General features: G+C 39.9%; 27 protein-coding genes. 2 read left to right on the top strand and 25 right to left on the bottom strand.

The features are described 5' to 3' along the window. Positions 1-3 precede the first annotated feature (3 nt). The 8 genes from AC2YHV_RS25330 to AC2YHV_RS25295 form a co-directional block, all read right to left on the bottom strand. Positions 4-399 carry a DsrE/DsrF/DrsH-like family protein gene (locus AC2YHV_RS25330; RefSeq protein ID WP_098186535.1) on the bottom strand — a complete coding sequence of 132 codons (396 nt, stop codon included), beginning with the start codon at positions 397-399 and terminating at the stop codon, positions 4-6. A gap of 24 nt (positions 400-423) precedes the next feature. Next, positions 424-996 carry a sulfurtransferase TusA family protein gene (locus AC2YHV_RS25325; protein WP_057277148.1) on the bottom strand — a complete coding sequence of 191 codons (573 nt, stop codon included), beginning with the start codon at positions 994-996 and terminating at the stop codon, positions 424-426. A gap of 43 nt (positions 997-1,039) precedes the next feature. Continuing rightward, positions 1,040-1,342 (bottom strand): rhodanese-like domain-containing protein, encoded by a 303-nt coding sequence (locus tag AC2YHV_RS25320; protein WP_283930527.1) that lies wholly within the window; start codon positions 1,340-1,342, stop codon positions 1,040-1,042. Positions 1,343-1,360: 18 nt separating this feature from the next. After that, the gene (locus AC2YHV_RS25315; RefSeq protein WP_487374431.1) at positions 1,361-1,729 is read right to left on the bottom strand and encodes a rhodanese-like domain-containing protein; all 369 of its coding nucleotides are present in this window, start codon (positions 1,727-1,729) and stop codon (positions 1,361-1,363) included. Between the two features lie 26 nt (positions 1,730-1,755). Continuing rightward, positions 1,756-2,241 (bottom strand): DsrE/DsrF/DrsH-like family protein, encoded by a 486-nt coding sequence (locus AC2YHV_RS25310; protein WP_487374430.1) that lies wholly within the window; start codon positions 2,239-2,241, stop codon positions 1,756-1,758. A 112-nt stretch (positions 2,242-2,353) separates the two neighbouring features. Then, on the bottom strand, positions 2,354-2,659 hold the full coding sequence (locus tag AC2YHV_RS25305; RefSeq protein WP_427525228.1) for a monooxygenase: 306 nt from the start codon (positions 2,657-2,659) through the stop codon (positions 2,354-2,356). 38 nt (positions 2,660-2,697) lie between these two features. Beyond that, positions 2,698-2,958: a metal-sensitive transcriptional regulator gene (locus AC2YHV_RS25300; RefSeq protein WP_034312817.1), complete on the bottom strand. Its 261-nt coding sequence runs from the start codon at positions 2,956-2,958 to the stop codon at positions 2,698-2,700. Between the two features lie 834 nt (positions 2,959-3,792). After that, the gene (locus tag AC2YHV_RS25295) at positions 3,793-4,776 is read right to left on the bottom strand and encodes a tRNA dihydrouridine synthase (protein WP_283930523.1); all 984 of its coding nucleotides are present in this window, start codon (positions 4,774-4,776) and stop codon (positions 3,793-3,795) included. 285 nt (positions 4,777-5,061) lie between these two features. Between AC2YHV_RS25295 and AC2YHV_RS25290 the strand changes: the two genes are divergently transcribed. Both AC2YHV_RS25290 and AC2YHV_RS25285 read left to right on the top strand, forming a co-directional pair. Continuing rightward, positions 5,062-6,696 (top strand): acetolactate synthase large subunit, encoded by a 1,635-nt coding sequence (locus tag AC2YHV_RS25290; protein ID WP_487374429.1) that lies wholly within the window; start codon positions 5,062-5,064, stop codon positions 6,694-6,696. Between the two features lie 27 nt (positions 6,697-6,723). Further along, positions 6,724-8,157, top strand: coding sequence for an aldehyde dehydrogenase family protein (locus tag AC2YHV_RS25285; RefSeq protein WP_487374428.1), 1,434 nt, complete (start codon positions 6,724-6,726; stop codon positions 8,155-8,157). A 218-nt stretch (positions 8,158-8,375) separates the two neighbouring features. Here AC2YHV_RS25285 and AC2YHV_RS25280 read toward each other — a convergent pair whose 3' ends face one another. The 17 genes from AC2YHV_RS25280 to AC2YHV_RS25200 form a co-directional block, all read right to left on the bottom strand. Then, positions 8,376-8,771, bottom strand: coding sequence for a YybH family protein (locus AC2YHV_RS25280; protein ID WP_487374427.1), 396 nt, complete (start codon positions 8,769-8,771; stop codon positions 8,376-8,378). A gap of 144 nt (positions 8,772-8,915) precedes the next feature. Beyond that, positions 8,916-9,722 (bottom strand): sugar phosphate isomerase/epimerase family protein, encoded by an 807-nt coding sequence (locus AC2YHV_RS25275; RefSeq protein WP_400451081.1) that lies wholly within the window; start codon positions 9,720-9,722, stop codon positions 8,916-8,918. Between the two features lie 21 nt (positions 9,723-9,743). Then, complete coding sequence (locus AC2YHV_RS25270) at positions 9,744-11,090, bottom strand: MFS transporter (RefSeq protein ID WP_487374426.1); 1,347 nt, start codon at positions 11,088-11,090, stop codon at positions 9,744-9,746. Between the two features lie 209 nt (positions 11,091-11,299). Beyond that, complete coding sequence (locus tag AC2YHV_RS25265) at positions 11,300-12,667, bottom strand: MFS transporter (protein WP_487374425.1); 1,368 nt, start codon at positions 12,665-12,667, stop codon at positions 11,300-11,302. Between the two features lie 231 nt (positions 12,668-12,898). Further along, positions 12,899-13,711, bottom strand: coding sequence for a dioxygenase family protein (locus AC2YHV_RS25260; protein WP_487374424.1), 813 nt, complete (start codon positions 13,709-13,711; stop codon positions 12,899-12,901). Positions 13,712-13,739: 28 nt separating this feature from the next. Further along, positions 13,740-14,933: a thiolase family protein gene (locus AC2YHV_RS25255; protein ID WP_096338734.1), complete on the bottom strand. Its 1,194-nt coding sequence runs from the start codon at positions 14,931-14,933 to the stop codon at positions 13,740-13,742. A gap of 4 nt (positions 14,934-14,937) precedes the next feature. Further along, complete coding sequence (locus AC2YHV_RS25250) at positions 14,938-15,276, bottom strand: DUF3870 domain-containing protein (protein ID WP_048687694.1); 339 nt, start codon at positions 15,274-15,276, stop codon at positions 14,938-14,940. Positions 15,277-15,351: 75 nt separating this feature from the next. Beyond that, complete coding sequence (locus tag AC2YHV_RS25245; RefSeq protein WP_487374423.1) at positions 15,352-16,467, bottom strand: muconate cycloisomerase family protein; 1,116 nt, start codon at positions 16,465-16,467, stop codon at positions 15,352-15,354. Positions 16,468-16,487: 20 nt separating this feature from the next. Beyond that, a complete protein-coding gene (locus AC2YHV_RS25240) occupies positions 16,488-17,120 on the bottom strand; it encodes a 3-oxoacid CoA-transferase subunit B (RefSeq protein ID WP_487374422.1) in 633 nt (210 codons plus the stop codon). Then, positions 17,113-17,802, bottom strand: coding sequence for a CoA transferase subunit A (locus AC2YHV_RS25235; RefSeq protein ID WP_063576613.1), 690 nt, complete (start codon positions 17,800-17,802; stop codon positions 17,113-17,115). The genes AC2YHV_RS25240 and AC2YHV_RS25235 overlap by 8 nt, the downstream gene beginning before the upstream one ends. Before the next feature lie 21 nt (positions 17,803-17,823). Further along, positions 17,824-18,543, bottom strand: coding sequence for a carboxymuconolactone decarboxylase family protein (locus tag AC2YHV_RS25230; protein ID WP_063576614.1), 720 nt, complete (start codon positions 18,541-18,543; stop codon positions 17,824-17,826). A gap of 13 nt (positions 18,544-18,556) precedes the next feature. Further along, the gene (locus AC2YHV_RS25225) at positions 18,557-19,243 is read right to left on the bottom strand and encodes a cyclase family protein (protein ID WP_487374421.1); all 687 of its coding nucleotides are present in this window, start codon (positions 19,241-19,243) and stop codon (positions 18,557-18,559) included. A 241-nt stretch (positions 19,244-19,484) separates the two neighbouring features. After that, positions 19,485-20,318: an alpha/beta fold hydrolase gene (locus AC2YHV_RS25220; protein WP_487374420.1), complete on the bottom strand. Its 834-nt coding sequence runs from the start codon at positions 20,316-20,318 to the stop codon at positions 19,485-19,487. A gap of 277 nt (positions 20,319-20,595) precedes the next feature. Then, on the bottom strand, positions 20,596-21,057 hold the full coding sequence (locus AC2YHV_RS25215; protein WP_487374419.1) for a pyridoxamine 5'-phosphate oxidase family protein: 462 nt from the start codon (positions 21,055-21,057) through the stop codon (positions 20,596-20,598). A gap of 34 nt (positions 21,058-21,091) precedes the next feature. Next, positions 21,092-21,667: a non-oxidative hydroxyarylic acid decarboxylases subunit B gene (locus AC2YHV_RS25210; protein ID WP_098865453.1), complete on the bottom strand. Its 576-nt coding sequence runs from the start codon at positions 21,665-21,667 to the stop codon at positions 21,092-21,094. Positions 21,668-21,703: 36 nt separating this feature from the next. After that, complete coding sequence (locus AC2YHV_RS25205) at positions 21,704-23,191, bottom strand: UbiD family decarboxylase domain-containing protein (RefSeq protein WP_487374418.1); 1,488 nt, start codon at positions 23,189-23,191, stop codon at positions 21,704-21,706. Between the two features lie 130 nt (positions 23,192-23,321). Beyond that, positions 23,322-24,149, bottom strand: coding sequence for a MerR family transcriptional regulator (locus tag AC2YHV_RS25200; RefSeq protein ID WP_430756711.1), 828 nt, complete (start codon positions 24,147-24,149; stop codon positions 23,322-23,324). Between the last annotated feature and the right edge of the window lie 478 nt (positions 24,150-24,627).

The following is a 24,627-nucleotide window of genomic DNA, read 5'->3' as shown; positions in this document are numbered from 1 at the left end:
TCATTAAAAGGTTAATGTAACATCAGCATCTTTCGCGAACTCCAAAAATGTGACCGCTCCACCTACTTCGATACCATCAACGAAAGCTTCTTTTTCCATGCCCAATACGTCCATGGTCATTTGACACCCAATAAACTTGACGTCCATTTCCTGTGCCATAGTAACTAACTCAGGAATGGAAGGAACATTGGCCTTTTTAAACCCTTCGGCAAAGTGCTCCTTACCTTCAGGCAGAGGAAGTTTTCCATTCGCGTCTTTATGAATTAAGTTCAAACCTTCGAAAGTAAAGAAAATGGCCACTTCTTGATCTGTTGCTGCCGCTGCAGTTGCGATGTTAAACACTTTATATGCATCAAATAAACCACCATTACTTGCGATTATGGCTACTTTGTTAGTCATGATCTATTCCTCCATTTTATAGTTTTATTCATTCATGGATTTTTGGGAAGGACCGTTCCATTGGCTCATGCCGGGTACAACATTGAATACCTGTTCAAATCCAGCACCGGTCAGTTTTTGTGCAGCAAGATCACTCCGGCTGCCTGTACGGCAAATCACGAAAATCTCTGACTCTATATCCAGTTCACCCATACGTTGTTCCAATTCACCCATTGGAAGGGATCTTGCTCCTGGAATGTGATTAAAAGCATATTCTGCGGATTCTCGTACATCCAGGATGACCATATTTCTATTTTCTTCCATTACTTGCAGCAGTTCTTCATTGGAAATGATTTTTTCATGCTTCTTCACTTCTGTTTCTTCTCCGCTTGCTTTCCGAAGATAATGTTTTAGTGTCGTTCCTTCTTCAACCGTACCCAAGTATTGGTGACCTGAACTTTCCGCCCAGGCTTTCATATCGGCGGTTGACCCTTTATCAGTTGCTTGAACTTCCAGTACTTCCCCCGCTTCCAGGTTATTCATGGCTTTTTTCGTTTTTACGATTGGCATTGGACAGGCTAAACCTTTTGCATCCAAAACGGAATTTGTTTTTATCATTTTATTTCCTCCTTCTATTATAGGTATGGGGGTATATTCGAATTTAAAATTTTTCTGTGGGACCTTCCCATTCATTCATACCACCCATCATGTTCAACACTGTATATCCATGATCCTCAAGTAACTGTGCTGCCCTTGAACTTCTGCCCCCTGACCGGCAAACCATGATATACTCTTTTGATTTATCCAAGTCCTGCATTCTAAATTCCACCAGACCCAACGGGATGTTCACAGCATTTGGTATTTTCCCTGTTTTTACTTCATCCGCCTCCCGTACATCAATGATGTGGACTGGGGAGTTCCCCTTCAATAATGCGTTCACTTCATTCGGTAAAATTTTTTTCATCTTTATAAGAACCTCCTTTTATTCGCGCCAAGAACTCATGCCGCCTTTTACGTTGGTGACTTCTTTAAATCCAAGTTTTTTCAATGCTTTACTCGCATTACTGCTCCTCATCCCGCTTTGGCAGATTACAATCACTTCTTTATCTTTTGACAGTTCCTGTGCCCTTTTGCCAAGTTCGTTTAAAGGAATGTTTTTAAAGTCCTTTATGTGATTGCCCCTATATTCATTAGGAGTACGGACATCAATCAATTGCTTATTTCCTCTATTTTTCAACACAGTTTTTAGCTCTGCCGCATTTATATTTTTTATCCCCTTTACAGGGACAAAGCGCTGATATAAAAACCAAACAATGAAACCTAATATGATGAGGTTAAATATAGTTCCCAATGGACCCATCCCTCCGGTACCCAAATTTATATAAATAAGTTTACATTTCCATCCTCTGCTTCAGCTAAATATGCCGCAACACCTGCATACTCAATTCCATCCAATAACTCCTCTTGCTGTAAACCCAATAAATCCATTGTCATCGTACAGGCTATCAGTTTAATTTCCTGTTCTTGTTCTTGGGCCAACTCAATTAAATTTGGGAGTGACATGGCGTTATGCTTTTTGATCACGTGTTTGATCATTTTGGGACCCATCCCAGCAAAGTTCATGTTGGATAGACCCATTTTATCAGAACCACGCGGCATCATTTTCGCAAACATTTTTTCAAGAAATCCTTTTTTTAATGAAATCGGCTTATCCTTCCTTAAAGCATTCAATCCCCAGAACGTATGGAAAATGGTCACTTCATGATCGTAAGCCGCCGCCCCATTTGCAATGATATAAGCAGCCATTGCCTTATCATAATCACCACTAAATAAAATGATCGTCGTTTTTTTCTTTTCAGCCATTATGCTTCCCCCTGATTGAAATTTCATTTTTACTCTTATATACCATGTGGGGTATATATTATGCTAAAAAATATAGTGCGTCAACCCACTTCACTAAAATAAATGGTTATCTTTATTTGCTTGGTCCATGATTGATTGAAGTCAGCCCTTCATTTACTTCGAAAATTTTTCCATTAACCTTCTCTATACCAAACCCATATAACCGAGCTGTATGCATCGTCAAGTACTTACATGCGGATTCCTTCGTTTCAAACAGATAAATGCCGCCTGCTTCCTTTGCCTCACTGTCTTCGGTCCAAATCTTCCAGATCAAGCCTTCTTCACTATTAATGCTTTTTGCTAAATCTGTAAATTTTTTTACCATTTCGTTGCCGAAAGGTCCCTCCATTTTAAAATCCACTTGTAATATATAAGACATGAATAACACTCCTTTTTCAACAGTTCAGGTCAATTCTTTTACCTGCTTTTTATCAGTAAATTAACCGCTTCCTTGACTAGATGATCAGTGCCCTCTCCATTCTCGACGTTTTCCCGAACGCATTGCTCAAGATTGGCACTTACGATAACACCCATGGTCCTATCGATGGCACTTCGCGCAGCCGACAACTGAGTGACGATTTCCCTGCAATCTTTTCCCTGTTCCATCATTCCAAGAACACCCTTGATTTGTCCTTCAATCCGCTTCAACCGATTAATGACACTTTTATCATACTCCATACTCCGCCCCCCATCTATTTACAATCGTTAATATCATAACTGATTACATTAATTCCATTTCCGATTAAGAAGCTCAGTCCCAAGATCACTTCTTCCGAAGCAATTATTGAGAATTTAATCATTTTCTCGTGAGTTTGCGCACTTTACTCGTGAGTTTGCGCGCTTTACTCGTGAGTTTGCACACTTTACTCGTGAGTTTGCGCACTTTACTCGTGAGTTTGAACATTTTACTCGTGAGTTTGAACATTTTACTCGTGAGTTTATTCATTGATAACTCGTGAGTTCATAATATACCTATAGGGGTATTCTGTCAAGCCGTTTTATTCACACTTTTATTAAAAGATAAAAGCCACTTAATACTAAAAACACAAAATGATATTTTTAGATTAAACGGACCTTTTGGAAGGAGAGCATTATGCCCATATGAAGCCAAACCAAGATAATGAAGTGGCTGATTTTTTCTACAATGGCCCTAAGAAGTCCCCGTTAGCAAAAATGTGAGCAAATCACTTTTGTTTCAAAACGCATCCAATAAGCCAAAATAAAAAGACCCAAACCCTTTTAATTTAAAGGATTTGAGCCTTAGGTTCATCTTTGTTTTTTGCTTGTATGTCTAAAAATATTGAAGAAATAATGATTTTCCCCGGTAACTTGCTTTTATTTGTCATAACCCAATATAGATTACTATAATAACAAACATAGAAAGCAAAAATTGGCGGGATTGAGTGCGGTTCAATACCGCCTTCACATTATTCAATTAACAGCTTAGTAAAAAGCTTTTGGGGCAAAACAGTTAAACGTCCTACTTCACTTTTACCATGAATGGGGACATTTCTACAGTTCCCCCACTCCATCGAGATTATTTGAACCAAAGTTTTCGAGCAAAGCACGCGCTTCATCTGTTGACTTAGTGTTCATTAATTGATTTCTTAATTCACTTGCCCCTCGAAACCCACGGACATATATCTTAAAAAAGCGATGAAGAGCCTTGAACGAACGTAGCTCCAATTTTGAATATTTATCATGGAGATCCAGATGCAACCTTAAGAGATCAAGCAATTCCTTACTGCTATGATCTTTCGTCTCCTTTTCAAAGGCAAATGGATTATTGAAAATACCACGCCCAATCATAACCCCATCAATACCGTATTGATGAGCGAGCTTTAAGCCAGTTTGACGGTCAGGGATATCCCCATTGATCGTCAAGAGCGTATCTGGTGCCACCTGGTCACGAAGTTTCTTAATCTCCGGGATTAGTTCCCAATGAGCATCTACTTTACTCATTTCATTTCTTGTACGCAAATGAATGGAAAGATTAACAATGTCCTGTTTCAGTATGTGTGTTAGCCAGTCGTGCCATTCGTCTACATCCGTGTAACCAAGCCTTGTCTTTACACTTACGGGCAATCCTCCTGCTTTTGCTGCTTGTATTAATTCTGCTGCAACTTCTGGACGACGGATAAGGCCACTTCCCTTCCCATTCTGTGTCACATTAGGTACAGGACAGCCCATATTGATATCCACACCCCGAAAGCCCAGTTCCGCCATACCTATGCTCATTTGCCGAAAGTATTCAGGCTTATCCCCCCATATATGGGCTACAATCGGTTGTTCGTCCTCAGTAAAAGTCAAACGCCCACGCACACTGCGGATGCCCTCTGGGTGACAATAACTCTCCGTGTTTGTAAACTCTGTAAAAAACACATCAGGTCTGGCTGCTTCACTCACTACATGGCGAAAAACTACATCCGTCACATCTTCCATTGGTGCCAGTATAAAAAAAGGTCGTGGTAGATCACGCCAAAAATTATCTATCATATTAAAATTCCAATCCTTTCATTATGGGTTACCAGGCTAACCCCTTATCCCAAAATTAAAAAGCAGAATGTCCCTGCTTCCTTTACACTTATACCATGCTTAAGCACTTTTTATCAAACTGCAGAAATGTTTTTTTTCACGAAACCATTCCTACTTCCATATTCCCCCTCCTAGTTTAGAGACGCAAATGCTCGAAATGGTTTTTAATACACGCAAGTACATAATTTCTTGGGGGCAAAGCCAACATATAAGGAAAGAAATTGAAATGGTCGAGGAGGGAATAATTTGAAGGCATCTGATTTGTTTGTAAGATGTTTAGAGAATGAAGGGGTACAATATATTTTTGGGATACCTGGTGAGGAAAATACGGATCTTATTGATTCTCTAATAAGCTCTGATATTGAATTTATCTTGGTTCATCATGAACAAGCTGCAGCTTTTATGGCAGACATCTATGGCCGGCTAACTGGGAAGCCAGGCGTCTGCTTGGGCACATTGGGACCGGGTGCAACCAATTTATTGACAGGGATAGGAAGTGCTTATCTGGATTATTCCCCTGTTGTCGCGATTACAGGTCAGGCGGGCCTTGATCGCATTCATAAAGAGTCGCATCAGTATGTGGACATTATTGGCGTTTTCGAGGAAGTAACGAAATGGAATCAACAAATTAAGGTGCCGCATACGATTCCGGAAATTATCCGTAAAGCATTTAAAACGGCTGTCATTGAAAAGCCGGGAGCTGTTCATATAGAACTTCCGGAAGATGTGGCGATGATGGATACAGAAGGGGAACCTCTTCCGGTTACACCACTGCCTAGATCCCGCCCAGCCGAGGAAGAAATCAAAAAAGCCTTCGAATTAATAAATCGCGCTAAAAAGCCTATCATTCTAGCTGGTAATGGCGTGATCCGCGATAGAGCTTCTGAGGTTTTGCGGAAATTTGCAGAAGAGAAGCAAATTCCCGTTGTGAATTCATTCATGGCTAAAGGAGTTTTACCTTCCGACCATCCATTGTCCCTTTTTACAGTAGGGATGCAAGCAAGGGATTATGTTCTATGCGGATTTGATTTGGCCGATCTTATTATCACCGTCGGGTATGATTTCGTCGAGTATTTGCCAAAGTATTGGAACGATGAGGCAATGAATCCGATTGTTCATATTGATGCTCGACCTGCCGAGATTGATGCTTATTACCCCGTTCAAGCAGAATTGGTCGGGAACGTTACGGAGGCACTTGAAGCCTTGACGACTGGTGTAGCAAAAAAAGAACTTTGGCCAGAGGTGAAAAGGTTAAGGTCCCAAATCATTGAAAAATTTCATTCTTCGGATGATGTATCAGGAAGCCCTATCATCCCTCAGCGGATCATTGCCGATTTGAAAAGGGCGGAAAAGGGTAATGCCATTGTCATTTCGGATGTGGGTGCACATAAATTATGGATTGCCCGGATGTATCAGCCGGAAATCCCAAACCACACGATCATTTCTAATGGCTTTGCATCGATGGGAATTGCCATTCCCGGCGCGATTGCAGCCAAATTGGCAAAGCCTGATAAACCTGTCATTGCGGTTACAGGGGATGGTGGCTTCCTGATGAATGGAGTTGAATTGGCAACGGCAAAACGTCTAGGTCTTGCCTTCGTGATAGTCATTTTCCATGATTCTAAATACGGCCTAATTGAGTGGAAACAATTGAATAAATTTGATCGTACGAATGCCATTGAATTTACAGATCCAGACTTTTTAGGGTTCGCAAAAAGTTTTGGGGTTAAAGGTGTGAAAGTAACCCACTCCGATGAATTGCTACCTGCATTAGAAAAAGCGCTTTCGAGTCAGGAAATTGTCTTGATTGATGTGGATGTCGATTATTCGGAAAATGTAAAGCTCTCGAAAACACTAGGTGATTATATTTGTAAATTATAAAAGCAGATATTATTGGAGGGATTTCAGATGAAGAAAAAGTGGCAATTGTGGATCGGTGGTAAATGGCGGGAGGCTAAATCATATGAGCCATTATATAATCCCCATTCAAACGAAGAAATTGCACAAATCGGACAGGCTGAACCAGCGGATGCCATTGAAGCGATTGTTGAGGCAAATGCTGCTTTTCAGAAATACCGATCCTACCCGGCTCATGCACGAGCAGAAATTTTATTTAAAGCTGCAGCAATCATGGAAGAACGCAGTGAAGAACTTGCAAGAATCATTTCTCTGGAGGCGGCGAAAACGATTCGAAATGCTCGTGAAGAAATGAATCGTACGGTTCAGACCTATCGTTTCGCTGCAGAAGCGTCCAAGAACAATTATGGAGAACAAATCCCGATGGATGCGGCAGTTGGTGGGGTAAACCGTTTCGGCTTCACGGTTCGCACCCCGATTGGCGTCGTCACCGCGATTACCCCATTTAATTTTCCCTTTAATCTGGTTGCCCATAAAGTGGGTCCAGCTATTGCCGCTGGAAATTCGATTGTGTTAAAACCTGCCGAACAAACCCCATTGAGTGCACTGGTTCTTGCCGATATTTTTAAAGAAGCCGGGTTGCCAGATGGAGTATTGAACATCATACCTGGCAAAGGCGATGTTTTAAGTGAAGCCTTGACGACCCATCCACATGTAAAAAAAGTGACGTTCACAGGCAGTGTTGAGGTCGGACACTTTATCCAGCAGCAGGCAGGCTTCCGTAAGCTTACACTTGAACTCGGGTCCAATTCCCCTTTCATCATTGATGAAGGAGTCGACATCGATCAAATTATTCAAAGAAGTGTAATGGGTTCATTTACGAATAATGGGCAGGTGTGCATCTCGATTCAACGGATTTATGTCCACAAATCACTATACCAACAATTTTTAGATCGTTTCGTCAGTGCCACAAAACAGCTTGTCATCGGTTCACCTCTCGAGGAAAATACAAATATCACAGCGGTGATTTCAAAAAAATCATTGGAGCGGTTACAAAGTTGGATTGATGAGGCAGTACAGGAAGGAGCAAACATTGAGTGCGGCGGTACAGTGGAAGGCAATGTACTATTGCCTACCGTTTTAACCAATGTAAATCGTGACTCAAAGGTATTTCGTTTCGAAGTATTTGGTCCGATTGTCTGCATTTTCCCTTTCGATACGCTGGATGATGCCATCAATGATGCAAATGATTCGCGTTACGGCTTGAACTCAGGAGTGATGACTCCGAGTATAGAACGAGCTTTTTATGCGGCGGAACGCTTGGAAACAGGTGGAGTCGTAATCAATGATATCCCAACTTACCGAATTGATAATATGCCTTATGGCGGCTGGAAGGACAGCGGTGTTGGCCGGGAAGGCGTCAAATATGCGATGCAGGAAATGATGGAGCAGAAGTTTATCAGCTTTAAAATAAGCGACCATTGAGGATTATTAACCCGTGTAATTATGAGAGGGCGATATCTTAAGGATATCGTCTTCTTGTTTTGTCGTACATTAATGTTTTTAATGTAGTTTTTGTTATTATTATTGGGTACAATCATTTCTTCATTTCATCATCACTTCTATACATAGGCAATTTTTTACATACAGATGTAATCTAGCTGTAAAAAATAAAAAGCCACCATTTACGGCAGCTAATTACTTCAATTCTTAATTATTTCAGCACCATAAGAGTTGTCGATTATACAGCGCCATGTACCCGTGGAGTCCTTTTTAAAAACATATGTCGCTGTTCTTTCCATCGAGAATTCGGAATCGTCCTTTTTATTGGCACTTAGCTTGGCTTGTGCCACATCCAATGCCGTATCACCTGTTTCGATTATTGCCATCTTTTCTTGATTGACGATTAAACTATGATTAAAGTATTCAGCGATAGCAATGAATGCCCGGCGAATTTCCTCTTTCCCTTTTGCGACTGTTCCAGGTTTGACAACTAAAGTCGCATCCTCTGAATAGAGCTCCATTAAATGATCGAAATCCTCCTTATTTATTGCCCTGTCCGCATTTTTTATGACTTGTTCCAGCTCATGATTCTGCATATTCACCCTCCTATTTAAATTCTCTCTATCAGTCCTCTCTTTAACTATTTGATGTTCGACTGCCAGGGTGGGATAAGAGAATAGAATCATTTAAATAAAAAATTGAAATGCCCTAATAATCTTCATGTAAAATACGAGAAGTAATCAATAAGTCAGTTGTTGTTTCCATTGTTCTATTGAGGCAAGCAAGTTTGGCATTCCTTCCTGGCCGAAATATTCCAGAGAAACAAAGCCTGTATAATTTCGCTTTCTCAATTCTTCAAGTAAACGAAGATTGTCAACGTCCCCACTAAAAATGGGTGCTGGTTTGTTTTTATAACGCTCTTTATGATTGTAGTGATAATTTTTTAAATGTACATGGCTGACATGGGGGAAGATGGATTCCAATACCTCCTTCGGATTCAATTGATCAACGTATAAGTTAGCACCATCGAAAATCAGTTTTATCCGTGGATGGTTGATATCTTCTAAAAGTTTATGAATGGCTTCGAGGTTATCGGCAAAAGAGTCATAGTGAATTTCTATTGCTACATCCACTCCATATAGTTCAGCCATTTGCCCTAATTTTTTTAATTCGGTAGCCGTTTCCGACCATTGCTCTGGTGAGGCATTCCTTGATGCAATATGGCCTGCGAATGTCCGTATTAATGGGCAGTTTAATTGATGAGCCATATCTAACAATTTTCTTGCTTGATTGATTTCGTTTTGATGTTCTTTTTGGTTCCATAGTTTCGAAAAAGTCGTATATCCACTTATGGAAGGTATTTGTAGATCATTGGTTTCAAGTAATTTGGCTAATTTGTCCAGTGGTCCGTGCTTCTCCTGAAATCGCTCTATATGCTTATTCCATAATTCAAGTCCTTTAACATCCGCTTGCAAAGGAAGCAGCCAATTTATTATTTCCTCTATGTCCCATTCTTTAAATCCTGTCGTGCATAAACTCAGTTTCAATGTAATTCCGCCTTTCTCCATTTAGTTTTTCATTGTGATTTCTATACGCTGGACTTTTCCAATAAGAAAAATATAAGCAAAAGCGCCAATTAGGGCCACTACGGATATGAAAGTTAGCGCTGCTGCATAAGAATGTGTCGCACTAATGATTAAACCGACGATTAACGGCGATAAAGCCCCGCCAATGTTAGCTACGAAATATAGTGAGGAGCCCGTTAGGCCCACCATTCCTTTCGGCGCAATATCAGCTAAAAGGGCACCGGTAACTGTTGATGCCATCCCCTGTCCAAAGAATGCTATCGCCATAAAGGTGATGACTATGTTTGGTGAATCCGTATAATTTCCCCCAAGAATCAAACAAGACAATAACAATCCGACTATAATGGGAAGTTTACGTGCCAATCCTGTTGATATACCGCGAGTCAGCATCCAATCTGAACATCGGCCGCCAATCAGAGTTCCTAATATGGCTACAATGTATGGGATACTCGCATAAATTCCAGTTTTCAACATCGTCATTCCCTTTTCATCAATCAAATAGGATGGAAACCAAGTCATAAAGAAAAACAAAGTGGTTTGAATGGAAAATTGCCCGATGAACATTCCCCAAATTTGACGGTGTTTAAGCAGTTGGCCTATTCGTTTCCAGGAGAAAGGATGCTTCTCTTCAGTTCCGATCATTCCTCCGCCTTCTTTGATATAATTTAGCTCTTCCTGAGAAATCCGCTTATGTTCCCTAGGGTTCCGATAGAATCCATACCAAACAAATCCAATAAGGACCCCAATAATTCCGGCGATATAAAACAGGTAATTCCAGCCAAAGGTTATGATGATCCAAGTAAAAACTGGAGTAAGGAAGGCTAACCCAATATATTGGGTACCCGTATAAATCCCTACAGCAGTGGCACGTTCTTTTTTAGGAAACCACTCGGATACACACCAGGCATTAGTAGGTATGGACGGAGATTCAAAGGCACCAAGCCCTATGCGATATGTTATCAGTGACGATATATTTTTCGCGGTTCCTACCATGAATGTAAATACAGACCATAAAATCAGGGAAACCGTGTATACCTTCCGAGGACCGAATCTATCAAGAAAATAGCCGCTGAATAGCATCGAAAAGGTATAGCTCCAGCCAAATACGGAAAATATGATTCCCATCAAAGCCGGATCAATATGTAAATCGGATTGAATATTCGGAGCTGCAAGCGAAATGATGGCACGGTCAATGTAATTAATACAAGTGACTAAAGCAATGAGAGATAAGATGAACCATCGAACAGTTCTCGGTTTTCCTTTTTTTGATCTATCCGTTACCAGTTCCGATGTGCGATCGTCTATCATTGCCTTTAATTCTGAGCTCAATATTTTTCCCCCTAACCTAATGCCCAATATTAGTACATCGTTCTACTAATTCTATTGAAATTTCATAAATACTTGTATGTTTCCTGCAATTACTTATCAATCTGAGTTTAATATTTTCAAGAGCAGCCCCTAGAACCATTGAATTGCAGATCCCCTTGCTGCAATGTAAACAACTAAGGGGATTGTATTCCGAATTGTGAATCATTTCTTTAAATAGTTACAGTCTTCTCTGATTTTACCTCGTCATTCTCCTCCTTGACTACCCTGTCAAAAGATCCATGTTTTTCTTGGACCAGAATATAACCGACCGCTGCGATGATACTTGGCAGGGCAAATGTAGCAAAAGCCACCTTCGGATCCATGCCTGTTGACAGAAGAAAGGCAATTAAAGTAGGAGCGAGAATGGAGCCAATCCTGCCGATAGCTTGCGAATAGCCCATACCTGTCGTACGGATTTCACGGGGATAATATTCTGTGATATACGGGTTGGCTAAGTTCATGGCACCAACAGTACATGCACCCCCCATAAAAATAAGTAAATATACTCCGATGGTATTAGTCGTAGCGCTCAATGCGACAAAGGTAACGGCCCCTAAAAAGAATAGTGTAACAAGTATTTTGCGATGCCCAATTTTCCCCGCATAATAACCGCCGATTAATGAGCCTCCTATTTGACCAAGGCATAAAACCAGGTTAAATGAAAGGCTCGAGGTGATACTGAAACCGGAATCCTGCATCATTTTTGGAAGCCATGTATTTAATCCATAAGCCATCATCAATGTACAGAACACGGCCACCCAAATGGATATCGTGCTGAATGCCCGTTTATTCGTGAATAGTTTTTTTACTGGAGATCCTTTCCCTCTCTGTACAGCTTCATTAAGCCTGAAATCATCTGTTTGTTTAAAATCCCCTTCTGGTTTGATTTTATTGAGGATTTCGACAACCTTACCAATTTCCTTCTTTGCTAAATAGTAGGAAAGGGATTCAGGAAACTGCTTCATGAATATAGGAAGTGTAAGTAATGGCAGAATTCCTATAAAGTATAATACACGCCAATCCGTAAAAGGAATGATATACATTCCCACTAACGATGCCAGGATTCCGCCGATTGAATAGCCACAATACATCGCAGCTACAATGATGGCCCGATTTTGTTTTGGGGAATATTCAGTCATTAGCGATATAACATTCGGCATCAAAGCTCCCATGCCTATTGCCGCAATGAAACGCATGACGGTAAACCATGTGAGGTTAGGTGCAATCCCTGCCCCCAAGGTAAATACGCTGAACAAAATCATGCAAATGACGAGAACATTCTTCCGGCCAAATTTATCTGCGATCGGTGCTAAAATCAGGGCCCCCATCATCATGCCGAATAAGGAATAACTGCCGACTGCCCCTGCCTGAATGGAAGTTAGATCCCACTCTTCCATCATCCAAGGCAAACCCACACCATACATCGCAATATCATACCCGTCGAAAGCTATGGCATAAAAACACCAAAGAAAAACAAGTAAATGAAAGCGGTTAAATTTACTGACAGCAATGATATCCGAAGCAATTACACTACGCATTTTCCGCCTCCCATCATTTTAAATAATATCCGTTACTAATTTATTTTTCCGAGTTCCAAAATAGGAACCCGGAAAGTTTTCAAAAAATCAGATAATGAAGATTGGAATTGTTCAACAAACCATCTTTTTTATTTTTATTATCCACTTAGACACTTTCGTTTAAAAGATATATTTACTAAGGAAACTACCCTTTTTTTCTAGATTCTTTGCTTTCATACTTCTTAGCGAAGATTAGTTTTTTACAACAGCTTTATTGAAAACAGGTTTATCTTGTAATCTAAGTTCAAAATCTAAATGAGCCGTATAATAATCATTTTTCAATCCTTTTTCTGCACCTGAATGTTTTTCTAACTTCGTAATTAAGCTTCCGCGAACACCTTGTGCAACATCATTTTCTAAATATTCATCGCCTTCGAAATATATTTGCGTTACTAATCTATCGCCATTTTCCGGTTGGAATAAGAGATGCAAATGTGCTGGACGAAATGCATGATGATCGATCCACTTTAAGAATTGTCCGGAAGGTCCATCTGTTGGAATTGAATAATTACCCGGTACAACTGTTTTTATTTCAAAATTACCATTCGCATCTGTATAAAAAACACCACGTAAATTATCATTTGGAATACCTTCAGCGAAATAGGAGTATTCACCATTTGCATCAGCCTGCCACATATCGATTTTGGTATTTGCCAACGGAATTCCATTAACATCTTTAACAGATCCTGAAAAGTAAAGAGCGTCACCTGGTTCATTTTCTCGTTGTGGCAGCATTCCGGGATTTTGAACGACTGGCGTATTTTCAATGTAATATGGTCCTAGAATAGTAGGTTCCGTTCCTTTTACGCTTTTATACATTTCCTGAAGTGCATGCGTTTCAAAGAAAACATCCATAAATAACGGAATTTCCCCTGCCCTGCCTAATTGATCCATCCAATCAACAAGAGCTTGATAGTCATTATGATCTATTTCATATTCACTCACTAATTCCTTGAATTTGACTACCAATCCATTATAAACGTTGATTACTTTTTGATTCTTCATAATACTTCCTCCAATTTTTTAAAAGTTTTTATATTTGTTGATTTTCAATGATGGTACTGATTCCTAATCCACCTGCTATACATAGTGTGACTAGCCCATATCTTTTTCCGGTTCTTTCTAACTCATGTATCAATTTGGTTGCTAAAATTGCACCAGTGGCACCAATTGGATGTCCCATGGCAATGGCACCGCCGTTAGGATTCACCTTATTCATATCAAGCTTCAATTCTTTGATAACTGCCAAAGCTTGTGCAGAAAAGGCCTCGTTCAGCTCTATTAAATCAATATCATCCAGTTTCAGCCCTGACATTTGAAGCGCTTTCAAGGTAGAGTTGACAGGCCCCAGCCCCATGAAGTTCGGAGATACACCTGCTGCCGCTTGAGCGATCACTCTTGCTTTCGGCTTTTTACCATGCCTTTTTGCTGCTTCTTCCGACATTAGTATCAGAGCGGATGCACCATCGTTTCTTCCACTGCTATTTCCAGCGGTCACCGTTCCATTTTTCTTGAAAACCGGTTTTAAATCAGCCAACTTTTCCAGACTGGTTTCTCTTGGGTGCTCATCCGCATTAAATTCCATTACCCCTTTTTTCGTTTTGATTTGATAGGGAACGATCTCTTTCGAAAATATTTCAGTAGAAATTGCCCGTCTTGCATTTTCTTGGCTCCTTAAAGCAAATTCATCTTGTTCAGTCCTTGAAATGGAATATTTTTCAGCCAGATTTTCTGCTGTCATTCCCATCGTTAACATTCCGTAATCTTCAATGGGCTGTGATCCTGGCTGGCTTTCCGTATTCGGATCCAATAACTGTCCATTCCCTGATTTCAATCCAAAACGGATATTTCTCATATAGTATGGGGCAGTGCTCATTGATTCCGCTCCGCCCGCAATGATTACATCTCCTAATCCGCTTTGTATTTGTTGACTGGCAGAATTGATTGCCTGGATGCCGGATCCGCATTGTCTGTGTACGGTATAACCTGGTACTTCCACAGGAAATCCTGCCCGGAGTGATGCAACTCTTGCCAAATTCGACGCGTCTGAACTTTGTTTGGCTTGTCCCATGATCACTTCATCAATACTCTCTTTAGGAATATCCGCTCTCTTGATCACTTCATCAAGGACAGCAGCTGCCAGGAAATCGGCAGGAACATTTTCCAATGCTCCCCCTAATTTCCCTATAGCGGTGCGAACCGAGTCTATAATAACTACATTGCTCAATTTTCTACCTCCTGCTATTTTTATTTCTTTCTTCTAAACTATCCTTATATCTCTGGTGAGCTATTTTCAGGGCAACAATCACCGACTGCTGCGATGGAGCTAAAAAGTCCGTTTTAATATTCTCTATTAAAGAATCAATATCTTTACTAAAATCAAAACCAACTATCATTCGCTTAAAAAAATCCTGGGCCAATGTTGTTAAAAACGTAAATTCTGCATTAATGATGATGTGACTTTCCTTGTGAATTTCCAATACCATCCCAGCGTATTTATAATTTTCATACATGCTCGTATTTTGCGGCGCCTTCGCATAGGCGGTGATTAATAATGTTGGCTGTCCCATATAAAACTACATCCTCTCAAGATTACTTGCATAAACTAGTGGGTTTTCCATAATCCCCTTTCCAGTTTATATTAATTAAAGACCTCTTGAAAAATGTTTTACTTTTTCCATATCTATCTCCATGCCAAATCCTGGACCATCCGGGATGATTATTTCATAATTCTTATATTTTATTTCGTTTAGCGTAATATTTTCTTTAAAAAGTAACGGACCAAATAATTCAGTACCGAATTCAAATTTGGGAATGGTTGAATAAAGTTGGGCACAAATGGCCGTGCCTAATGATGATTCAATCATCGTTCCCCCATACAAACCAAAACCTACACCTTCAGCAATTGCAGCCACCTTTTTCGTTTGGGTCATCCCGCCATGTTTACATATTTTCAAGGCGAACGAATTACCTGCTCTATGTTTAGCTATTTGGAATGAATCTTGTAAAGAATTCAATGACTCATCGGCCATGATCGGGACCTTAAAACGATCGGTCAATCTTGACATCCCTTCATTATCCCAAGCTGGCAGCGGCTGTTCGACCATGGAAACCCCGCCTTCCTGTAAAGCTTCAATGCAATACGTAGCCGTTGTTTCATCCCATGCCTGATTAACATCAACCGTAATGCGTGCTTGATCTCCCACGGCTTCAATAATTTTCAATACATGCTCCACATTCTTATATGGATTCCCTTTGCCAATTTTCAATTTAAAGATATTATGACGTTTTTGATGTAAGGATTCTTTCGCTTCTTCGATATCTTTATTCGTATCCCCACTTGCCAAAGTCCATGCCACCGGCAATGATTTATGAATTTGTCCACCGAATAATTCATAAGCAGGGATGTTTCTTCTTCTGGCTACCAAATCCACCATGGCTGATTCAACAACAGCCTTCGCAAAATTATTTCCTCTAACATTGAGTGAAACCTCATGCATGATTTTGTCATAATGGACGGGGTCTTTACCAATGATAAGCGGGGCGATATATGTATCAATATTCACTTTTATCGCCTCTGGCGTCCCCTCACCATATGAAGCCCCGCCTATTGTCGCCACCTCTGCCCAACCTTCCGCGCCTTCTTCATCCATGACACGGGCAAGAATGATCGTTTGTTCCACGATCGTATGCATGGCAAGCTGATGAGGACGAATTGTGGGTAAATCAATAATGTATACTTCTACTGAACGTATTTTCATTTAATCCACCTTTTTAACATTTAATAGATAAAATCTGCTTCTGTTTTTGCTCTTACTTCTTCGATCGTTACACCGGGCATCAATTCAATCAATTTCAACTGTTTGTCAATAACTTCAAAGACAGCCAACTCGGTGATGATCATGTCAACGCTTCTAGTGGAAGTAATCGGGTAGGTGCATTTCTTTAAAACTTTACTTTTACCCTCCTTGCTTGTATGTGTCATGGTCACGATCACTTTTTTGGCGCCAATCAACAGGTCCATCGCTCCTCCAACACCCATGATATTCTTGCCTGGTACCGCCCAATTTGCAATTTCACCGGTTTGACCTACCTGCAAAACACCTAAAATGGCAACATCAATGTGACCTCCACGGATCATTGCAAACGATTCTGCACTATTAAAGAATGATGCCCCAATCGATTGCGCTACTGGTAGCTTGCCTGCATTGACTAAATTGGGATCGATTTCATCTTCCTCTACATCAGCAACTCCCAACAATCCATTTTCCGTATGGAAAAAAACATTTTCATCATCAATGTACTTTGCAACCAAGGTCGGAATCCCGATTCCAAGGTTCACTATACATGGACCCGTCAATTCTTTTGCCGCGCGTCTTGCTATCATATTTTGCATGAATTCTTTGTCACCCATAATCTTTCACACCTTCCTTCGTCAGGATTTTCTTTGCCTTAATGATTCCATCGACGAATAGATGCGGTGTTACAATCTCCTCTGGCGAAAGTTCTCCAGGTTCAACTATCTCATCCACTTCTGCAATTACGACATCTGCGGCCGTTGCCATAGCCGGATTAAAGTTTCGAGCCGTTTTATAATAAACAAGATTACCAAGTGTATCTGCCTTCCACGCCCTGATTAAAGCTACATTTGCTCTTATGGCAGGTTCAAAAATATATGTAGCCCCATTTATTTCCCTTTCTTCTTTTCCTTTAGCTAAATCGGTCCCTACACCTGTTTTCGTATAGTAACCGCCTATGCCTGCACCGCCAGCACGAATGGATTCAGCTAATGTTCCCTGTGGTAATAGTTCTAACTCTATTTCGCCACGTTGGTAAAATTCCCCAATTTCACGATTACTTGTAAAATAAGAACCGATCGCTTTTTTTATTTTCTTCTGGCTTAGGAGAGCTCCCAGACCTTTCCCTTTCTCGCCTAAATTGTTGCTGATTACGGTCAAGCCTGCTACATCCTTTTTGGCCAATCCATCTATTAACGTAAGAGGGGCCCCGATCAAGCCAAATCCACCTACCATTAATGTATGACCGTTCTTCACACAAGATAAAGCTGCTTCTATATCTTGATGTACTTTCGTCATGTTTTCCCCACCAATCTCACGTTACTTATTTTCAATCAATGAATCGCTTGCCTCAAACCAAGCAGGTATTCCAGCCGTCAATAAGCAAATCAGACCCACTTCAGCTAATTGTTCTTCCGAGGCCCCATTTAACCTTGCCGCCTCCATCCATTCCCCAACCTGTTCCCCTTTTAATTCTGTAATGAATATTCCTGTCATCAGAAGATGTTTTAGCCTTTTTGAAACCACTGAATCACTTAATATATAATCTTTAAGAGAGTTTTGGTCTTCCGATTTAACCAGTTTCAAAACATTCGAGACGAATCCCGTTTCCTCATCACCTAATAACTCCATCATATACAACAGGATTTCTTCTGTTGTTTCTTTATGGCCACTTCCTTCAGGATATCGAATCCCTTTAAGTTCAAGGGCATATTCCAATGACTTTATCCCAGCTTTTAATGCCTTAGTTCCGTTATATAAGTATGAAACTATTAGGTATTCCACCAGTTCCGGTAATGTTGCTCCACCATCCATTGCCCCTTTTGTATGGTAAACCATACTCCGTTCATACAACCTCGCAGCATTCATGCCGACCAGTAATATATCTTTCTCCTTCTTCGTCAAGGCTCCCTCTTGCATGATGTTACTTCGCAAGTTGGTATAGTGATCAAGTGCATTAGGGCTAAAATCGTGCATTTTTTGTACCCAGCCTGGTACAACATCATATACTTCCTTGAAATACAATAATCCTTCGCTCATTGTCTGCACCTCTTTAAATTAATTGAGAGTCAAGTATCGATAGTGCTCTAATAGGTGAAGCTGTTGCATTTTTTAGCTTTAAAGGGATCCCGAAGAAAAGAAAACGGGAATGCTTAGGTAATTTTTCGAGATTCACTAGATTTTCAACGATATATATATCATTGTTCAGTAATTTTTGATGAATTCCGCTTTCTGAATCGTAGTTCAAATCGGCATTGGGCAAATCCAACCCGACAATATGTATTTGCTTTTCAATAAACCATTGGGCCACACTATCATCTAATGCCTGCGCTTCAAAAAAGCCTTCTTCCCCCCATGATTTCCCCCATGTCCTGATGAGGACGATATCGTTTTTTTCTACATACACCCCCTGCCTGCGTTCCGCCTCTTCAAGTAAAGCTTTCGTAACCGGTTCATGTGTCGCTTTTAACATGCTTACATCCAGTATGAGGGCATCACCAAACATATTCTCCAGATTGATGTTTTCAACCGACTCCCCGTTTTCAAAGTAATGTGAAGGCACATCGACATGTGTCCCACTATGATCAGAAAAAGAAATCAACTTGGAACGGCAGCCTTTAGGAAGTGAATCAGATTTCCCCTTTTGTTCAAGAGGTTCATCTTTAATGCCTATTGCAGGTAAATCATTATTTGTAACTAGACCATCGTAAAGTTCCAATGTTAAATCAATGATTTTCAACCATAAAACCCCCAAATTCATTAAGCGTTTACATTATCACGACAAAAATGGCTACCCTAAACATTACTATCAATAATTGACAGCAGGTGTTTAAGGTAGCCAGTTGTTCACTAGTTGTTATTAAAAAAGGTAATTTTTTAATAGCTAATGAATAGGCAATAATTAAGTTTATTATATATTCATAATATTACACTATTTTCTGTTAATTTCAATATTTTTTTAAAAAATATCTTCAAAAAAATCAAATTCTTTTTAAGAAAGACTTTATCTCTTTGTTGATCTCCGCCCTATTTTCAAACACCATTGTATAGTGGTTACAAGTTGAAACGATCGTTTCAATATCAGGTGTATATTTCTTCGTATCATCATAGGCTTCTTCATAAAATAATGGAGGAAATCCCCCTATTTTCCCACTAGCATACACCAATAACGTTTTACAGGAAATTTGTCGACAAACTTCTTTAGGGACAAAAGAATAAAAACTATCAAAATCTCTAAGAACGCTGTCTTCTGTTGATTTATTCTCCCAGTGACCATCCACTTCATGTACCTCATATTCCGCTACACTTTGCAGATGATCCGTCCATTTGATACCCAAACGGCTATAGATTTCCTTAACTTCTGCAATATAGCATTCTTGAGATTCATATTCTTTACTTAATCGGCCTAGAGATGGTTGTACGATGTCCCTTTGTTGTTGAGTGCAATTGGCCGCACCATCCAATAATATCAAGGCCTTTACCGAGGTTAATTTGCTGGCTACAACGCTTGAGATGAAGGCTCCCATTGAATACCCGATCAAAATCGGGTTATTTATCTTTAACTCTTGAATTAACTCAATTACATCTTCTGCATGTTTGAATAGAGAAGTCTCCACATCTGCCCTTGAACTATTCCCCCTCCCTCTCAAGTCAATCGAAATGACTCTGTACTCGCCCTTTAACATTTCTGCATAATAATGCATTTGCTTATGATTACCCGTTAAACCATGTATGGCGATGATTGGCCCTTTCTCTCCAGGATAATCTGCAATTTGAATTCTTTTGTTCCCCAATTCCTTTACATACATTTCCATAGTGACATTCCCCATTTCATGATTATTAACATAAACCAGCCAGCATATTTAATAAAAAAAAGCTATCTTAACTTCACCATCAAGGTAACTTGATCGAGAAATTAAGATAGCCAGTCAGTTCATTAATTTTCATTAAAAAAGGGCATTTTTTAATGATTAATGAATAGGCAAGATATAAATACATGTAACGATTCCATTTTACATGAAGTTCTAATTTTTACAATTATTATTTGATAATTTCGATTTCTCAGTAACTTAAAGTCGATGCCTGGGGTTTTTATTGAAGGAGGTCCTCTACGGTCTCACTCCAACGTTCAACAACTTCTTTAGGGTTTTGCAAGTCGATTTTAATTCCAGAGGTTATTTCAGCATACTTAGCCATATCCTCCCGTGCCTCTATTATTTTGGCGTGGAATCTTTCTCTTTTGTATTGGGCATTTGGCAGCTCTTTTAATCTCTCTAATGAGAGTCTGATATATTGTGCTTTACCTTTCCAAAACAAAACCAGTGTAGCTTTATGGGTACGAATGACATTGGCAGTAGTCGAAGTATCCGGCCATAGGCCAATCCTTAATTCCTTCCTGCTTATCGCTACGATCTCACCTACGCTTATCATTGCAGTATGCGGCCATCCTTCTTCACTTACCGTCAACAGCATCATGGCTTCATGCTGCTTGTCGACAAGCTTTTTACCATTTAACAAGTCGAAAACTTCTACTGACATTTCCATACCATTCATTTCCCACCTTTTTCCCTACTTTACTAGCAATCCATTATATTTTGGTGCGATATTTCATTCCGTCCCACCGTTTCGCACCGTGAGTATCGATTTCAAATTGATCTAACGCCCTATAAGCAAGGTGGTCAATGATATCGTTAACATTCTCAGGATGATTATAGAAGGCTGGCATCGGAGGGAATATAATGGTCCCCATTTTGGAAAGCGCCGTCATATTCTCCAAATGAATCGTATTCAGAGGTGTTTCTCTAGTCATTAGTAATAATTTTTTTCTTTCCTTCAACATGACGTCAGCAGATCGCGTTAATAAATTATCCGCTAGTCCCATCCGGATGGAAGCTAGCGTTTTCATACTGCAAGGTGCCACGATCATGCCATCAATCCGGTAAGATCCACTTGATATTCTTGCTGCTTGATCTTTGTAAGAATAGGAATGATCAGCTAATCCCTCCACGTCTTTAACAGAATAAGATGTTTCATGTTGAATGGTGGCATGCGCCCACGGGGACATGATTAAATGGGTCTCCACTTCACTGCTTTTAAGCATCTGAAGAATCCTAATTCCAAAAATGGCTCCAGTCGCTCCTGTTATCCCAACAATGATTTTCATTAATTCCCCTCCTTACATTAGTCATTGAATCGAAACTTATGAATTGGTAAATCCAGGAACAAATCGACTTGGATCCACCTCTTTAAATTCAGACCTTTTAAATTCATCTTTTAAATGAAATGGTACTGTACAGTCAAATATGGTTTTACAGGAAATACCCTTTTCATGAATGGTAGGGCTGTATGCGGGATCTTGTGAAGGATCTAACGGGTGACAGCGCACCCCAGGAATGAAGACCGTATCAACATCACCTTGGTAACGAGTATTTAACGCCCATAAAACATCATTGCTATCGAAGGGATCCACATCTTCATCCACGATAAATACATGCTTTAGTTCAGAAAAGGCAGAGAACGCCAATAGTGCAGCTTGTCTTTGGCGCCCTTCATCACTTGGCTGACTTTTCTTGAATTGAATAACAGCCATGTATTTACCTCCCCCTGAAGTATGGGCATAAACGTTCAATAATTTTCCTGGCATGGCCTTTTCCACCATTTGCAGAATGCTTGCTTCAGTTGGAATGCCAGCCATATTCACATGTTCTTCACTTGGTCCAATAACTGTTTGCATGATTGGATTGACACGATGCGTAACAGCTTTCACCTTGATTAGAGGCAGTTCCGCAACAGCGGAACCTGTATAACCAGGGAATTCTGGCATTGCTTTTCCCGTATTGGTGTTTTGATCTTCCCGAACACGCACTCCGGGAACCAATTCCCCTTCTATTACATATTCAGCATTCGCGATAGCCTTTTCATCTATCGTCAAGCATTGGACCAATTCTACCGCTTCTTTCCTGATCGCCCCTGCAACACTCAACTCATTAAAGCCAAGGGGTGTCGTTGGCGCTTCAAAACAAGCAGCAACTTCAATAGCAGGGTCAACACCGATACTAATGGAAATAGGTAACGGTTTTCCTGCTTTTTCAGCCTTTTCACGAAAAACCTCCAAATGACGTCCAGGAACAAAATACATGGTCATCTCATCTTTACTTTGTAAACATAAACGATGTATCGTAATATCAGATTCACCCGTTTCAGAATCGGAGGCATAGCACATGCCTATCGTGATATACGGGCCTGCATCTTCCTCTGTATTCGTAGGCGCAGGTATTAATTTTCTGATATCGAAATCCGGATCTTCTGCATAGTGAACCACTTCTTGAGCTTTCGCTTTATCATTTGAAATGGTGATTGGATCAATTGGATTTTTTACAGCTTCATTTAAAAGGAATCCCAGTCGCTCCGGTTTTGTATCCAGCATGAGGCCGACTCTTTCCCTGCTGGCTAAAAGTCCGATCACCACGCTTGAATCTTCATGTCCCAATACATGATTGAAAACCATTGCAGGTCCGATTTTTGTTGGACGCATTACTGTTCCGCCAGCACCGATATGACGATAAACCCCAGATAATTCAGCATGAGGATTGACTGGTTCATCCGTTTCGATCAATTGTCCTGGAATGGATTTCAGGAGTTCCAATGCAGAACGTAAATCTGTCACTTTGTTCATTTTTTCAGACATAAAAAATCCCCCTATCACTTCATGATCTGTATCTTATGTATCATTTAAATTCAAATAACCTATATGGTATCGGTTACAAATGATATTCTAAAGTGTATTTCTACTATACAGTCAATGGATATTTGAAAATTCAAGTAATTTTCTCCACAGGGATTTGCAGCTGACAAAAATCGACACTATTATCATTCTCGTAAAAGGTCGTATCCAATAAGCAAGCGTCTACGACTTCCCCTACAATTCTATACTGATTCTCACGGATCCATTGAACCAATTCATTCAAAAAATCAATGTTATATGGCATTCCATATTTATACACACATGCATATTGCCCAGCAGGCAACGTCATCATATTATCCATATCAGGATCGAGAAAAGGTAATGAAGTATATATGCCAGCACCCTCGAAAACATCATCCGTTCCAAGGTTATCCTTTAAAATAATCGTGCCAAATCCCTCTGACGGAAGCATCTCATGTTTACTTAATACATTCCAAGCTTTCATGAGCGTTAAATGTAATTCTTCTCGGCACAATTCATTTTCAAATGGTATAAATAAGACATGCCTTTCAGGAAATTCTTCTATAATGGGTTTATCCAATTCACTTTTAATATTTTTGGCTTCTGAATATTTCATTAATCTTTGTTGAATGAATGTACGTGTATTCATCAAGGCCTTTATTTCTTTATCAATGAATTCTTGATGAAATTCCAAAAGTGACATGGCAGTCGTTAAATTCCGATTTCCTATATGGTCCTTAATATCATTCAGTTTGATGCCAATCGACTTCAAAAAGCAAATTTCCCTTAGAAACGGAATTTGAACGGCACTATAATATCGATAACCATGTTCATCTATATGTACGGGTTTAAATAAACCGATCTTATCGTAATAAATGAGTGTTTGCCTTGAGATACTGTGAATGGTAGCCATTTCACTGATTGATAAGTAATTGCCCATATGGGTTCCCCCTCCGCAAAGCCTTTTTATAAAGTTCCTCTAATTCTTACCTTTACTTCTACAGCCATTTTTCAATTTATTAATCTTTTGATTTCCCTCCTTCCATTCGGCAGCTACAGCCGATTGGAGAGGATCCTCCACTAACTTTACCATTTTTCCATTTAAAATGAATGGAATTTCAACGGCCCTTTCTATCGAAATGGAGCATATCAACATCTTCATTAGTAGGCATTAAGAGAGATAGTGAAATACAATAATATTAATTTTTTATGAATCAAAAGGATTATGGGCTTTTTCACTATCGGGTCAGCAGTAACTTCTTTACAAGCTTTTATGTTTTTGGACTTAAACTTATTCTTGGCAGGAATAGCATTTATTTAGAAGGAAAAAGGAGTTTACAAATACATTCAACTTGGGAAAGCAAAAAATAAAAAACGTGCCTATTTGTGGACACGTTTTTCATATGAAAGGAATTTCC

It is taken from the genome of Peribacillus sp. SRI_006 (assembly GCF_057586375.1).
This window is presented reverse-complemented; position numbering and strand designations above follow the sequence as displayed.